Genomic DNA, 14,807 nt, shown 5'->3' on the forward strand with positions numbered 1-14,807 from the left:
TTACTTTTTGATATTTAAATTATTGTAATCAGATTGAATTCTGATAAAATATTTTCTCCCATCAATATTAAAATGTAAAGGATAATTTTGATTATCTGCTATACGAAAATGGTTAAACAACTCAAATATAGACTTGTTTACATCAATTTCATCGTCTTTATCCGTTCTTCTTTTATAAAAGCTTTCAAGACCTACTTGCATAATTGGGTTTAAAATATCTCTATTTTGAACGTACTCCAAACACATGCAAATTATCTTTTTTGCTAGCATATCTCGGAGTTCCTCATATAACTCATACCCACTAAACTGAATATCTGCTTTCAAATAGAAAGGACCAGCATCTACAGCATGGACAACTTCAAATAAGGTTAAACATATTTCTTTTTTGCCTTCTAATATTTGCCATTGTAATGGAGAGAAACCTTTTCCTTTTGGCAAATCTGATGCATGTACAACTATGTTATTTTTATTAAGTGAAAGTGTACTTTCAGAAACTAACTTTGTACAACTAAGCAAAAAACATATATCCCCAGCTACTACATCCGCAGCATTATGAACGTAAACAACTGTATGTCCATATTTTACTAAATTATTTAACAATTCGTTTCCATGAGGTATGAACCAACTTTTATTACTGTCTGTTAAAATTGTTATAATCATATAATTTTACTTAATTCATCACAAATATATACAACATCCTCAGTTGCCAATTGGGAATACATTGGTAATGTTATTAAATTATCTGCTACATAATCCGTGATTGGTAAATCAACATAATTCTCTTTATATATGGAAAAACGATGTACTGCTGGATAATGTACACTTGTTTGAATTCCCAGATCACCAAGTTGACTTCTTATTTTATTTCTTTTTTCATAAGTTGAATCTTTCAGTAAAATTGGCATAACATAATTTGAAGAAAACTCATAATTATCTTCAAATGGTACAATTATTCCTTCTATATTTTTTAATAATTTTACATAAGCTTTTCTTATTTCAGCTCTTTTCTCTAAATCATTTACTATTTTATCAAGTTGAACAACTCCAATGGCTGACCTAATATCATCCATACGGTAATTATAACCAGATTCTATAACATCATACTCCGTTGAATGTCCCTTAGAACGCTCATAAGACATTGAAGTCATTCCATGAGACCGTAAAAGTTTTGCTCTAGTAAAATATTCCGTACTATTGGTAATAAGCATACCACCTTCACCAGTACTGATATTCTTATTAGAGAAGAAACTAAAACATCCAACATCTCCAATTGTTCCTAATTTTTTTCCTTTGTATTCGGAAAAAGGTGCATGACAAGCATCCTCAACAACTTTCAAATTGTGTTTTTGAGCAATTTGCATAATTGCATCCATATCACAAGCAAAACCTCCATAATGCATAACAATAATTGCTTTTGTTTTAGGTGTTATTTTAGCCTCAATATCTTGAGGTGAAATAGTTAAATTTTCAAAACTAACAACATCGGCAAAAACAGGAACAGCATCTAAATATTTCACCGCATTTACTGTAGCTACAAATGTTAAAGAAGGACAGATAACTTCATCCTCTTTTTCAACACCTACTAATTTTAATGCTAAGTGAAGCGCAACGGTACAATTAGCTAAGGCAAGAGCATGTTTAGCGTTTAGCATTTCGGCAAACTTTAATTCAAACTCTGCTGTTTTTGGACCCGTAGAAATCCATTTGGAACGAAGAACATTTAAAACAGCTTGTTCTTCTTTTTCATCAAAATTTAAATCAAAAAGTGGAATTTTATACATAATTTTTTTTTAAATAATTAATTTTTTAATTTCAAAATGTCTTTATAAGCATACGCCATTCTATTGCAATTATTGGCAATGCTGAATTCTGCTAACCCATGATCGTAAGCCTTTTGAGTTAAATAATCATAATACTGTTTATCTGTTAATAATTTTTTTGAATAAGTATATAACTTTTCAATATCTCCTTGATCTGCAAGTAAAATTCTTTCATCATCTTTGTTGAACTCCGGTATACTTCCTGTTGCATAACCGATGACGGCAATTTTAAGACATACTGCTTCACGAAGAACCGTAGGAAAACGATCATTATAAGTAGGCAGTACTAGAATTTTAGATTTTAAAACTTCTGCATACAATTCTTCGTTACTATTTATAAATCCCTTAAAACAAATATTTCCTTCACAACCTAATTCAAATGCTTTAGTTTTTAAATATTCCATATACGCAGGTGTTGATGGACCTATATAACAGGCTTTTAAATTTGGAAAAGAAATACAAAGTTTAGCTACTAAACTCAAAAAATCTTCAGCTCCTTTGTCTTTTATAATCCGCCCCCAAAATAACAGATCAAAATCTTTTACGATATCCTTTTCATTCAATTTATCAATATAAGAACCGTTAGGATAATAAAAATTATAAAAATCAAAATCGGTGTTTCTCATTTTTTTAATAATTATTCTTGAATCTTTATCTCCACCAAAATAACTGCATTTACGAATTATTTTAGATTCTATATCTATACGATTCTGCCTTAAAAGATCATCTTGCGAATTGATTTCCAAACTTATAAATCCTTGTATTGTAATTAAGATTGGGTAATTCTTATATAAATCTAATGCCGAAGAGCTATAATAAGAATTCTCAGCACCATGTAAATTTATAAGCTCAGGTTTGATTTTATCTACTAAATTTCTTATTTTTTTTCGATTTGAATAAAAATTAGTATATAAATCTAATTTAAAAAAACTTGGCCAGCTTCTGCTAAGAATTGGCATTCCTGTTTTATAGAAATGATAAAAAATTCCCTCATCCTCAAAGCTATAGTCTCTCTTTAAGTACTGATGGGGTGCAATAACATGAATTTCAAATTCTTTAGAATATTTAAAACCTTCCAATGTATTGGAAATCCAAGCAGCAAATACATTTGAATTCTTCCAAAGTGGCAATTTTTTCTGTATATATTCGCTACTAAAATGACAAACTAGAGCAATTTTAATTTTTTTATTCATTCCAAATTCCATTTGCATTATTATTCAATATTTTATGTACCTGTTTTGGTTGAAAATACAATCCCGTTATATTTAATAAACAAGTTGCAAACATAATTCCTGCGACACTATCAAACATTTTTGCTAAAAAAACAGCTAGAGGTACATAAACTACAAAAGTAATAATTACCAAATAAGTACTTAATTTCATTTTACCAATACCATTAATAAAATTGGTGTACGGTGCAAGAAATACATTTACCATAGAAAAAATAGCCATTGAAAGAGTAACAATAAACGGAATTTTAACTCTGTCCCCTAGCCAAACTTGATATACTAATGGACTAATTACCGTCATTAAGATAATTCCAATAGCAAATAAAAGAGAAATCTTATTTAGTTTTTTTAAGGTGTATTTTAACCAATGAGTATCTTTTTTCACATAAGCATCAGTTACTGCACTCCATATAGGTGCCATTATAATGCCATAAACCATAATGGGTAATTGAAAATACATAAGTGAGGAGCTGAATACAACAACTTCTGATGGATTAAAAATCCTGATAGTTATGATATTTGCAGTGGAAAATAAAAGAATTGCAGCAATTTGAATTAAGAAAAACTTAACCCCTAAATTTAATAATATTTTTGTGTGCTCCATTTTAATAGAATTCCATCGGGGACGCAAAAAATTATAACTCCCATTAAATGCGAGAATATTGGCAAAAATCAAAACTAATAAAGGAATACCCGTTAAAACCACACCAAGTAACAACAAACTGCCAGAATTCGAAATATAATACAACAGTAAAATAAAAAGAAAAGACAAAAAATTACCTAGTGTAACTATGATGTTATTCATAGAGGGTTTTTGATTTGCAATGTAAACTACACCTATCAGTTGAAAAATAAACCTTAATAAAAAAAGTGTAAGTATTAATGAAGTAAAAACATAGAGTTCATTACTAGAAATAGTATCAATTTTTAGTATTGATTGCCAATCAATAAATGGATTTATAATCTGAAATAAAATTATTAATGCTCCAAAGATCAAAGAAACCATTACAAAAGTTGTACTTACATATTCCTGAGCAAGTTTTTTATCATTGACTGCCAAAGCTTCGGTTAATTTATTTCGCAATCCATTTCCAATTCCAACATCGAAGAAACTAAGCCATGCAAAAACTGAAGATAATGTTAACCAAATACCATATCGCTCTTTATCTAAGAAATCAATAATTAAAGGTACAGACAACAGACCTGTTACTACACTAACTATTTTAACTAAAAAAGAGTAGGCAATTTCTTTTTTAATAGATTGTGTTCTTTGCGAACTATCAGAATTATCAGAAAATAAACCACGAATCAAATTTAACATTTTTTAAATTAAATATTATAAATATCAGCTTTATATCTTTTTAAATTTTCAGAATTTTTGAACCAATTTATTGTTTCAGCTAATCCTTGAGATAAATCATAAGATGGTTTCCAATTAGTGTTTTCTAATATTTTTTTATTAGATCCATAAAGCCTAAAAACTTCTGACTTTTCTGGCCTCATTCTTTCTTGGTCAGTAATTATTTTAGCATTAGGGTTAATTTGCCTAATTAACTCCTGAGCTAAGTCCTTAACTGATATTTCAGATTGCGTAGCTATATTACAATCTTGACCGATTAAGCTATCAGACTTTGCAATTTCAACAAAACCTTTTACCGTATCTTTAACAAAAAGTAAGTCTCTTGTAGGTATAACGTCTCCTAATTTTATTTCTTCCATACCGTTTAATAATTGAGTAATAACTGTAGGAATAACTGCTCTAGCAGATTGTCTAGGACCATAGGTATTAAATGGTCTAACAATAGTTAAAGGCAATCCAAAACTCCTGTAGAATGAATCTGCAATACAATCAGCTCCAATTTTTGATGCAGAATAAGGTGATTGAGACTGGCGAGGATGATTTTCATCAATAGGAATATATTGTGCAGTACCATATACCTCAGAAGTTGAAGTAATTAAAACACGCTCAATTTGCAAGTCCTTAGCTGCTTGAACTATGTTTAATGTACCCTTGATATTTGTATCAATATAAGAATCTGGTGAATGATAACTAAAAGGAATTGCTATTAGAGCAGCTAAATGAAAGACAATATCAACATCACTCATAGCAGTGCGTACACCATTAGGATCTCTTATATCTCCGGTAAAGATTTCAATTTGACTTAATATGTTTTTAGGTAAGGAATCTAACCAACCCCAACTATTAAATGAGTTATAATATACAAATGCTTTAACTTTTGCACCCTCTAATAAAAGTTCTTCAACTAAGTGACTACCTATAAAACCATCAGCTCCAGTTACTAGTATTTTTTTATTTATTAATTCCATTATTTAAATTTTGTTGTTACTAAAACAATATTGATGTCTATATGATTTTAATTTGTGTTTAGTTTAGAGATTAAAATTATATAAAATCAATACTTTGTTTGTGCCGTTTTATTCAAATATGAAAAAAAACTTAACAGTATTATTCATTCTTCATTTTTATAAAACTACTATTTTCTATGAGCTTTATGAGACAATCGCAACAAATACTGACCATATTTATTTTTACGTAATGGCGTTGCTTGCTCCACTAGTTTTTCTCTAGAAATGTAACCCTTTTCAAAAGAAATTTCTTCTAAACAAGCTACTTTAGACGTTGTGTTTTTTCAATGGTTTATATCAAATTTCTCGCTTCTAGTGAGGACTCATTAGTGCCCGTGTCTAACCAGGCAAAACCACATCCTTTCTAATTCAACAGATCTGACTTATTGCGTTCAAGAGCATTATACACACTCTTAACATCCTGTGAAAATTCTTTTTTCAAAATTAAATTGGCCGTAGGTGTATAAACAAAAATAGTGTCTTTAACGCCTATAAAAGCGGTGTAATTATTAGTTCCAATGACCATATTTCCGTTTTCATCCACTTTATGACCAATGGTAACTAAATAATCATAGACCGATTCGAAAGAACCCAAATCAGACCAGTCAAATTTAGCGGACACCACTTTTATTTTTTTACTTCGCTCCATCACCGCGTAATCAATGCTAATCGAAGGAATATCCATAGATAGAGCCAAATCTAAATTTCCATTGGTATTACTTTCCCAAACCAATTTTGATTTCTCATACACCTCAGGGTGAAAAGCTTTCAATTCTTCTAATAAAACTCCCGCTTTAAAACAAAACATCCCGCTATTCCATAGAAAATTTCCTTTAGCAATGAAATCTCGCGCCGAAACTTGGTTGGGTTTTTCTCTAAACGAAATTACATCATCTCCTTTACGTTCAATATACCCATATCCCGTTTCCGGTTTGGTAGGCACAATACCAAAAGTAACAATAGAGCCTTTAGCAGCTTTTTCAACTGCTTCTTGGATTGCCGTTTCATATTCAGCCATATCGCCAATAATATGGTCAGAGGGTGTTACAATCAAAATATCGTCCGGATCAGCGGCAAAAGCAGCGAACGCGATGGCTGCAGCCGTATTCCTTGGAGTTGATTCAATGATGTCTATATAAGCATTGTTCGTTTTTTCTAAAATTTTTCTGCTCAAATGACAGTTATCAATATTCCCAACAACCATCACTTTATCGGCGATGTTGCGATTGCGATCTACGGTCATTTCAAACAGCGATTTACCGTCAAAAATGTCTAAATACTGTTTTGGTTGACTTTTGCGCGACAGAGGCCACAATCGACTTCCAACTCCTCCAGTAAGAATGACGTGTATAATTGATTTTTTATTTTGCATGTGGTTGGTTATCTGTTATCCGTTAACGGTTAATCGATAGGTTTTTGTTTTCAAAAGCTTCTCGATACATTTTTTATCCGTTTCGCTGCTAAAAAACACTCAAAGTGACGCATATCGTGTTGTCGATGATATGGTATCGGTTTTTTTTAGGATTTCCTTTATCTTTTATTTGATGGTGCCAATAAAATTACAGGCAACTTTTTTACTTTTCTTTTATCAATTCTTTTTCCTTTATTTCTTTACGAAGACTACTACTGGAAAAACGGTGATCCCGCACGTTAAAAAAAAGTGCAATCCCTTTTTCATCACAATAACTACGCCCTGTGAAACTTTTATCTTTATATTCATCGCCAATAATTCGAACGTCGATTTTAAACGAACGCAAAATATCCTCTAAATCTTGTTCTGTCGCATAAGGAACTATTTCATCTACATACTTACACCCTTTCAGTTGAATATAACGTTCTACTACAGTCTGGGTAGGTCTGTTTTTTTCAGGTCTGTCGATTGTAGGATCTGTTTGTAAAGCGGCAATCAAATAATCACATTGATGTTTCGCTTCTTCTAACATTTTTATATGTCCTGCATGCAACAAATCAAAAGCACTAAATGTAATTCCTATTTTCATATTTTCCACTGTTATATCTTGAATAATTAAGGCATTTCTTACAGTCTTCCGTCAACTCCATTACCTAAAACTCCTTTCACATCATACAACAAACTCGTTGATTTTTGCAATACCGCTAAGTCTAAATCTAAAAATGCAGCATGCGCTACACCTAAAACTATAGCATCAAATTTTTCATTGGGCAATGTGTTGGTCGTGTTTAATCCGTATTCGTGTTGGACTTCAAATGTATTAGCAACAGGGTCATAAATAGTTACTGTAATTCCGTAATCCGTCAAAGCAGCTATTACATCAACAATTTTTGTATTGCGTACATCCGGACAGTTTTCTTTGAAAGTGATACCCAGCATCAAAAGTGAAGCGCCATTAACAGAAATTCCTTTCTTAATCATTCCCTTTACCACTTGTGAAGCCACATAATCCCCCATACTATCATTCAATCGCCTCCCTGCCAAAATAATTTCAGGATGATACCCAAACTCTTGGGCTCGTTGAGCCAAATAATAGGGATCTACTCCAATACAATGTCCGCCAACTAATCCCGGTTTGAAAGGAATAAAATTCCACTTTGTCGCCGCTGCTTCCAAAACGGCGTGGGTGTCAATATTCATTAAATTAAATATTTTAGCCAATTCGTTTACAAAAGCAATATTGATATCGCGTTGTGAGTTTTCAATTACCTTTGCCGCTTCGGCTACTTTTATAGAAGGTGCCAAATGCGTTCCCGCTGTGATGATGGATTTATATAATGCATCTACTTTTAATCCAATTTCTGGTGTAGATCCTGAAGTGACTTTTAAAATCTTATCTACGGTGTGCTCTTTATCACCCGGATTAATCCGTTCAGGAGAATATCCCGCAAAAAAATCAACATTGAATTGTAGTCCTGAAACTTTTTCCAATACCGGCACACATTCCTCTTCTGTAACACCCGGATATACGGTAGATTCATAAATAACAATATCTCCTTTTTTTAAAACACTTGCTATCGCTTCACTGGATTTGTATAAAGGAGTCAAATCAGGACGATTATTTTTATCAACAGGAGTGGGAACCGTTACAATATAATACGTACAGTCAGCTATATCCGCTATATCCGCTGTGCAATACAAGCCAATAGCATTACTTGATTTTTCTAACAGTACTTTTTGTAATACGTCATCGGTTACTTCAAATGTAGTATCAGTACCTGATTGCAAGGAAGCCACTCTGGACTGATTGATATCAAATCCTACCACCGCATACTTCGTAGCAAATAGCCTAGCCAATGGCAAACCTACATAACCTAAACCTAATACTGCTATTTTTAAAGTTGAACTCATGGTGATGATTCGAATTAACTACTCTTCGGCTTATTCCACCGCTTCGCGCTTCCTACTCACATAATAATGAATGGGAACCGAGCTAATTGTGGCGCAAATATAACTAGAATATGCCATTCATTTTAAAATTTTAAACCATTCGGAATTTTGAAATACGGATAATTAATCAAATAAAACATAACAAGCTTAAAATCAATCATAATAACAAAAAATAATCAAATGTTATTTTTAAAAAATCACCTAATTTAATGAGAATAAACAACCCCAAAAACAATGACTTTTACTACTAAATTATCGCTTTTTAAAGATTCTTTACTAGAAAAATTTAAAATTTGATTTTGTACCCCCTACACTAAATAAACAAATCATGAAAAATATTAATCTTTTTCTAATTCCAACAAAAGTTCTTACAATTGACAATCGTTATTTTCCACCCCTTAATTTCAACAATTATACCCTTTTTAAAACACCTGTACTACATACACAAACAGAAATCAAAAATATTAAAAATATATTTTTAAAAATGAAATACCTTAATCCTTATTTACTTGATTTTCATTTTCAAAACACATCCTAAAGATTCTAAAACCAACACATAATGCGTATTGGTGACCTCCTTAATTTTAGCTTTATGGTTGGTAAAAGGTCCTGATTCCAATTGAATACTATCCCCAATTTGATAAGTCTCTACCATAACTTCATTCCCATCTGCCGTATTGAGCCATTTTTTTATTACCGTAATTTCTTCGTCCCTGACTACAGCCGGCTTTCCCAACCAAAATAAATACCGCACAGCACCCACTGATTGAAACACGGAGTTCCTATCCGTTTCCCCAACCTGAACAAATACATACGAATTAAAAAGTGGCACTTCTACCTTTTTTTTCCTATCCGACCATTGCCGTTCTTGTATAATCAAAGGACAATAACACGCAATTCCAATTTTTTTTAATTGTTCTGCAACTTTTTTCTCCCATTTGGGCTTTGTATACACTACATACCAATTCATCTTCTGCTTTGTAATAATAATTAATTTTCACAACTTATTTAGAATACACTATTATAGCTAAAAAAAACTGGGCTCCATTCTTTTTTAACGCTGCTATTATATTTTTCCATTAAGAGCCAATCGCCTGATAAATAAAGCCAATTGCTCGCAAATCAGGACCGTTTAGCAAGTTTCGACCGTCAAAAACAAAAGCGGGTTTTTGCATAGAATCATATATTTTTTGCCAATCATACGTTATAAACTCATCCCACTCTGTCAGTACAGCGATAGCATGTGCATTTTGGCACGCTTCATAAGGATCTACAAACGAACATATACTGTCGGCATTGCTCTCCGCATTTCTTGTCTCTAAATAATTTAGATCGGCTACGATTTTTTTACTAGAAACTTTTGGATCATAAACTGCAATTTTGGCGTGCTCATTGATCAAATCATCCGCAACATAAATAGCGGCAGATTCTCTGGTGTCATTGGTGTCTTTTTTGAAGGCCCAACCCAAAAAAGTGATTTTTTTATCGGAAACCGTGTTATAAAGTGTCTGAACAATTGTAGTAGAGAACCGTCTTTTTTGATGGTCATTCATGATTATTACTTGCTCCCAATAATCCGCAACTTCATGTAAACCATACGATTTTGCGATGTAAACTAAATTTAGAATATCTTTTTGAAAACAAGAACCTCCAAAACCAACGGAAGCTTTTAGAAATTTCGACCCTATCCTACTGTCCATTCCGATCGCTTTTGCTACTTCATTCACATCTGCTCCTGTTTTTTCACAAAGTTCGGACATAGCGTTTATCGAAGAAATGCGTTGTGCTAAAAAAGCATTGGCGGTAAGCTTAGACAACTCAGAAGACCAAACATTAGTGGTTAATATTTTATCTGAAGCAACCCAATTCGAATATACAGCAACAAGGGACTGAATGGCGCTCTGACCTTCCGCTGTAGAATCACCTCCGATAAGGATTCGATCCGGATTTAATAAATCAGAAACGGCTGTTCCTTCAGCTAAAAACTCCGGATTGGATAGAATTTGAAACTGCACTCCGTTACCCGTATTATCCAGAATGCTTTTAATCGCCTCTGCTGTTCGTACGGGCAGTGTCGATTTTTCAACTACTATTTTATTGTCTTTGGCTACTCGCGCAATTTGTCTGGCACACAACTCAATATATTTCAAGTCTGCCGCCATCCCTTTTCCTTTTCCATAGGTCTTAGTGGGTGTATTTACCGATATAAAAATCACTTGAGCTTCATCTATTGCTTTATCTACATCAGTAGAGAAAAACAGATTTCTACCCCGTGCTTCCGCAACAATTTTATCTAATCCGGGTTCATAAATAGGAATATTAGCTACATTTTCGTCATTCCAAGCCGCAATTCGATCTTCATTCAAATCGACTACAGTTACATGTATGTGTGGACATTTTTGAGCGATGACTGCCATAGTGGGACCACCAACATAGCCGGCGCCGATGCAACAAATTTTTGTGATTTTCATTCTTTTATTTTTCAATTCTGTATTTATTCTGCTCGTGCTTCTCTCTATTCTTACTTGATGCCTCTCACATTTTCTAGTCTCTAATTTCTTTTGTCCTGCAAGTTCTCCCAATACCACTTCACCGCAACTTTCAATCCTTCTTGCATCGTGAATTTGGGATTGTAGCCAAGCAATCTTTTTGCTTTATCTATACTCGCTAATGAATGTGGAATATCTCCCGCTCTATTAGGACCATACTCAACCACAATACTTCCAATTTTGGAATTGAACTCGACTAGAAATTCTTTCAGATACGTAACTAAATCATTCAACGTATTTCTATCTCCATACGCTGTATTATAAACGGTATTGATCGCCTCTGGATTTTGTGTCAACATGGCCAACTCATTCATTTGAATCACATTATCAATATAAGTGAAATCGCGAGAATAATTTCCATCCCCATTTATTTTTGGACTTTCTAATGCAATGAATTGCTGCACAAATTTTGGAATAACAGCAGCATATGCCCCATTCGGATCTTGCTTTCTTCCAAAAACATTAAAATAACGCAAGCCTATTGTTTCTAAACCATAAGTTCTGCTAAAAATCTCAGCATACAACTCATTTACATATTTCGTTATGGCATAAGGAGAAAGTGGTTTTCCAATTACTTCTTCTACTTTTGGCAACAAGTCAGAATCCCCATACGTAGAGGAACTTGCCGCATATACAAAGCGTTTTACTTTTTCATCTCTTGCTGCTACCAGCATATTCAAAAATCCGGAAACATTAACATCATTCGTCGTCGCAGGGTCATTGATAGACCTTGGCACTGACCCTAAAGCCGCCTGATGCAATATATAATCTACTCCTTTAACCGCAGTTGCACAATCTGTTGCAATACGAATATCACCTTCAATCAAACAAAAGTTGGGATGGTTTATAAAATCTTTTAGATTATGTCTGTGCCCTGTGGCAAAATTGTCTAAACAAACCACCTTATAGCCTTTTGATAAAAAATAATCACAAAGATTAGAACCTATGAATCCTGCTCCTCCAGTAATTAAAATCACTTTTTGTACTTCCTCTATCATTTGATTTGATTTTAAAACAACCCGTTACTTGGTTGGCTTTTTTAATATCTTTTGCGCTATATTCTGATAAATACTTTTCGGCTTATCCTCTTCATAATACCCGTTTGCATAAGTACCGTAGCCGTATCCATAGCCATAACCCGTGCCATATTTTGCCTTGTTTTCTAAACCGTTCAAAATTATGCTAGTATTGTTTAATTCTCCGCGTTTCACTCGATTGTTCAACAAGGTTATCATGTCCTTTTTAGTAAAATTCTGTCTTACAATATACAGCGTTACATCGCAATATTGTACTAATTCTAACGCGTCCGAAACTAGACCCACTGGTGGAGTGTCTAATATAATATAATCGTATTTTTTCTTCAACTCCTCAATCAGATCTTTCATTCTCTCACTCATAATCATCTCGGCTGGATTGGGAGGAATGGGTCCTGATAATATTACATCCAAATATGGAATATGAGTATGGTTTATAATTTCATCAACCGTTTTTTGCTTGATTAAATAATTAACTACTCCCACATCCTTTGATAAATTAAATTCCAAAGCTAATTTGGGTTTTCTCAAATCAAGCCCTATAACCACTGTTTTTTTCTCACTCAAGGCAAATACCGTAGCAATGTTTATCGAACAAAATGTTTTTCCTTCACCACTTACCGAGGAGGTTATCATTAAAGTCTTAGCCCCATCAACATTTTGTTGTTTGTACAAAAACTGAAGTGAGGAACGAATCGCCCTAAATGATTCGGACAAAGCTGATTTTGGTTTATCATACACGGCTAAATTTGTAGCTTCCCTGTTTACACCAACAACTCCTATTAAAGGAATTTTTGTCATTTTACTGACATCCTCCACATTTTGAATCGAATTATTGATAAAAAAAACTCCAAAGACAAAAATTAACGGAAATAGAATTCCAAGAAATAATGCCAATACATAATTAACGGAAGTTTTAGGACCAATCAACCCGCCTCCAACATCCTTTGCAGGATCTATAAAATGAACATCAGATAAATTTGCCGCTTTCACAATATCAGCTTCGCTTCTTTTTTGAAGAAACGTGCTATAAATATTATCACTTAAATCATATTTTCTTTTAATTTTAATCAATTCCTGCTGATCCTCAGGGAGTTGCTTTATAGTGCTTTCTGTTTGATTTATTTTACTGCTAACCATAGCCAAATCATACTGCAATGAGGATTTTGCCGTAGCAATGTTTTCTAACAGTACATTTTTAACGGCTTCCATTTGATTATCAAAATCTTTGAAAATCTTATCACTCTTAACAGCATACGCCATTTCGGATCTTTGAGTCGATAACGCTATTAGTTTCGAAACATTTACTACAATATTTGGGTCTTCAATTCCTGCTACAGATGGTGCCGGCAGTTTGGCATAATTTACGCTATTTTTAAGATATGCTTTTAAGGAATTGTAATAGGCCATTTTACGATTAACCTCGTCTTTCTTAACATCAAATTCTAAAATCTTTTCCGAAAACTTTGCTCCACCCTCCTCTATATCATAAATATTCTTTCCTTTTCTAAAAGTTTTCAGTTCGTTACCCGTTTCTTTAAGCTGGGATTCCATTGCAACTAATGTACTGTCTATAAAAGCTATGGTATTCGTAGCAAACTGATTCTTACTATCTAGTTGTCTTTTAATAAGCATCTTAACCGTGGCGTTCAAATATTCTACCATTCGGGCTTTATTGGTACCTTGCATCCCTAAAGTAATTATTGAACTTCCTTTCTCGTCTGACTGAACACTTAATCCTTTGTATGCGGAAACTGTTCCATCAAAATCATTAAACTGCACAAAATATTCGTTTCCTTTATAAAAACCAGGATTATCCTTTATTTGTAATTTCCAATTTAAAAATGGCAAAGAGACTTGCTGCCCTACTTTATATCTCTTGACAAAATCGCCCGTTTCGACTGCAGTACTCCTGTATGAATTATCGGTATAGGTTAATAATGAAACGCTTGGATTCTCAAATGAAATTCTGATTTCATATTCATTTTCACTCAAAAACGCAATTCCAATGCGTGTTCCTGTCAGCTGACCTTTTGATTTGTCTATCGTTACAAAAAAGGGCACGGCACCATACGCGTCTACCAAATTATATTCGCCCTGAACCTTATAATCAATATAGTATTGCAGTTTATCGACCACCAACTCATTGTGTGAACGAGACTTTAACGTTGTAGAAATCGCTTGAACCTGATCTGAAGTACCACCCCAGTTAAAAACCAAACTGGTATTTGACGTAAAAAGAGGATTGCTTTCTTCTTTTACGGCAATAAGGGTTTCCATACCGTAGATTTTTTCTTTACGAATGTTTACCTGATAGGCCACCGTAAAAGTGATCAATAGACTGATCAAAAACCATTTCCAATAACTTCCAATTTTTATTAGAAATCCTTTGAAGTCAAAGCTGACTTGGTTTTCAAAAATGGAAAAATCTTTTATATCTAACATTT

At 33.2% G+C, this 14,807-nt stretch carries 12 protein-coding genes and 1 pseudogene; all 13 read right to left on the reverse strand.

Annotated elements, in window-relative coordinates; all coding sequences use genetic code 11:
* Positions 1 to 660 (reverse strand): formyltransferase family protein, encoded by a 660-nt coding sequence (locus ACNQF9_RS12480; RefSeq protein ID WP_417961046.1) that lies wholly within the window; start codon positions 658 to 660, stop codon positions 1 to 3.
* Positions 657 to 1,781 carry a DegT/DnrJ/EryC1/StrS family aminotransferase gene (locus tag ACNQF9_RS12485; RefSeq protein WP_417961048.1) on the reverse strand — a complete coding sequence of 375 codons (1,125 nt, stop codon included), beginning with the start codon at positions 1,779 to 1,781 and terminating at the stop codon, positions 657 to 659. Before ACNQF9_RS12485 ends, ACNQF9_RS12480 begins: the two co-directional genes overlap by 4 nt.
* A 17-nt stretch (positions 1,782 to 1,798) precedes the next feature.
* Positions 1,799 to 3,025, reverse strand: a complete 1,227-nt coding sequence (locus tag ACNQF9_RS12490; RefSeq protein ID WP_417990316.1) for a glycosyltransferase family 4 protein — start codon at positions 3,023 to 3,025, stop codon at positions 1,799 to 1,801.
* Complete coding sequence (locus tag ACNQF9_RS12495; RefSeq protein WP_417961052.1) at positions 3,006 to 4,370, reverse strand: lipopolysaccharide biosynthesis protein; 1,365 nt, start codon at positions 4,368 to 4,370, stop codon at positions 3,006 to 3,008. The genes ACNQF9_RS12490 and ACNQF9_RS12495 overlap by 20 nt, the downstream gene beginning before the upstream one ends.
* 8 nt (positions 4,371 to 4,378) lie before the next feature.
* The gene (locus ACNQF9_RS12500; RefSeq protein WP_417961054.1) at positions 4,379 to 5,377 is read right to left on the reverse strand and encodes an NAD-dependent 4,6-dehydratase LegB; all 999 of its coding nucleotides are present in this window, start codon (positions 5,375 to 5,377) and stop codon (positions 4,379 to 4,381) included.
* Between the two features lie 167 nt (positions 5,378 to 5,544).
* A pseudogene (locus ACNQF9_RS12505) lies at positions 5,545 to 5,777 on the reverse strand (glucose-1-phosphate thymidylyltransferase); the annotation flags it as partial.
* 3 nt (positions 5,778 to 5,780) lie between these two features.
* Positions 5,781 to 6,788, reverse strand: a complete 1,008-nt coding sequence (locus ACNQF9_RS12510) for a mannose-1-phosphate guanylyltransferase (protein ID WP_417961056.1) — start codon at positions 6,786 to 6,788, stop codon at positions 5,781 to 5,783.
* Between the two features lie 202 nt (positions 6,789 to 6,990).
* Positions 6,991 to 7,416, reverse strand: coding sequence for an adenylyltransferase/cytidyltransferase family protein (locus ACNQF9_RS12515; RefSeq protein ID WP_417961058.1), 426 nt, complete (start codon positions 7,414 to 7,416; stop codon positions 6,991 to 6,993).
* A 38-nt stretch (positions 7,417 to 7,454) separates the two neighbouring features.
* Entirely contained in the window at positions 7,455 to 8,738 is a 1,284-nt protein-coding gene (locus ACNQF9_RS12520) for a nucleotide sugar dehydrogenase (protein WP_417961060.1), read from the reverse strand.
* Positions 8,739 to 9,282: 544 nt separating this feature from the next.
* The gene (locus ACNQF9_RS12525) at positions 9,283 to 9,747 is read right to left on the reverse strand and encodes a UpxY family transcription antiterminator (RefSeq protein WP_417961062.1); all 465 of its coding nucleotides are present in this window, start codon (positions 9,745 to 9,747) and stop codon (positions 9,283 to 9,285) included.
* A gap of 109 nt (positions 9,748 to 9,856) precedes the next feature.
* The gene (locus ACNQF9_RS12530; protein WP_417961064.1) at positions 9,857 to 11,248 is read right to left on the reverse strand and encodes a UDP-glucose 6-dehydrogenase; all 1,392 of its coding nucleotides are present in this window, start codon (positions 11,246 to 11,248) and stop codon (positions 9,857 to 9,859) included.
* 80 nt (positions 11,249 to 11,328) lie between these two features.
* Positions 11,329 to 12,324 carry an SDR family oxidoreductase gene (locus ACNQF9_RS12535; RefSeq protein ID WP_417961066.1) on the reverse strand — a complete coding sequence of 332 codons (996 nt, stop codon included), beginning with the start codon at positions 12,322 to 12,324 and terminating at the stop codon, positions 11,329 to 11,331.
* Between the two features lie 24 nt (positions 12,325 to 12,348).
* On the reverse strand, positions 12,349 to 14,805 hold the full coding sequence (locus ACNQF9_RS12540) for a polysaccharide biosynthesis tyrosine autokinase (protein WP_417990317.1): 2,457 nt from the start codon (positions 14,803 to 14,805) through the stop codon (positions 12,349 to 12,351).
* Positions 14,806 to 14,807 lie beyond the last annotated feature (2 nt).

The organism is Flavobacterium amylolyticum (assembly GCF_048284335.1).
Lineage (GTDB): Bacteria > Bacteroidota > Bacteroidia > Flavobacteriales > Flavobacteriaceae > Flavobacterium.

What these genes read in the sequence shown, in the direction of transcription:
- ACNQF9_RS12480 (WP_417961046.1), bottom strand. Translation starts at nt 660, where the DNA reads ATGATTATAACAATTTTAACAGACAGTAATAAAAGTTGGTTCATACCT.
- ACNQF9_RS12485 (WP_417961048.1), bottom strand. Translation starts at nt 1,781, where the DNA reads ATGTATAAAATTCCACTTTTTGATTTAAATTTTGATGAAAAAGAAGAA.
- ACNQF9_RS12490 (WP_417990316.1), bottom strand. Translation starts at nt 3,025, where the DNA reads ATGGAATTTGGAATGAATAAAAAAATTAAAATTGCTCTAGTTTGTCAT.
- ACNQF9_RS12495 (WP_417961052.1), bottom strand. Translation starts at nt 4,370, where the DNA reads ATGTTAAATTTGATTCGTGGTTTATTTTCTGATAATTCTGATAGTTCG.
- ACNQF9_RS12500 (WP_417961054.1), bottom strand. Translation starts at nt 5,377, where the DNA reads ATGGAATTAATAAATAAAAAAATACTAGTAACTGGAGCTGATGGTTTT.
- ACNQF9_RS12510 (WP_417961056.1), bottom strand. Translation starts at nt 6,788, where the DNA reads ATGCAAAATAAAAAATCAATTATACACGTCATTCTTACTGGAGGAGTT.
- ACNQF9_RS12515 (WP_417961058.1), bottom strand. Translation starts at nt 7,416, where the DNA reads ATGAAAATAGGAATTACATTTAGTGCTTTTGATTTGTTGCATGCAGGA.
- ACNQF9_RS12520 (WP_417961060.1), bottom strand. Translation starts at nt 8,738, where the DNA reads ATGAGTTCAACTTTAAAAATAGCAGTATTAGGTTTAGGTTATGTAGGT.
- ACNQF9_RS12525 (WP_417961062.1), bottom strand. Translation starts at nt 9,747, where the DNA reads ATGAATTGGTATGTAGTGTATACAAAGCCCAAATGGGAGAAAAAAGTT.
- ACNQF9_RS12530 (WP_417961064.1), bottom strand. Translation starts at nt 11,248, where the DNA reads ATGAAAATCACAAAAATTTGTTGCATCGGCGCCGGCTATGTTGGTGGT.
- ACNQF9_RS12535 (WP_417961066.1), bottom strand. Translation starts at nt 12,324, where the DNA reads ATGATAGAGGAAGTACAAAAAGTGATTTTAATTACTGGAGGAGCAGGA.
- ACNQF9_RS12540 (WP_417990317.1), bottom strand. Translation starts at nt 14,805, where the DNA reads ATGTTAGATATAAAAGATTTTTCCATTTTTGAAAACCAAGTCAGCTTT.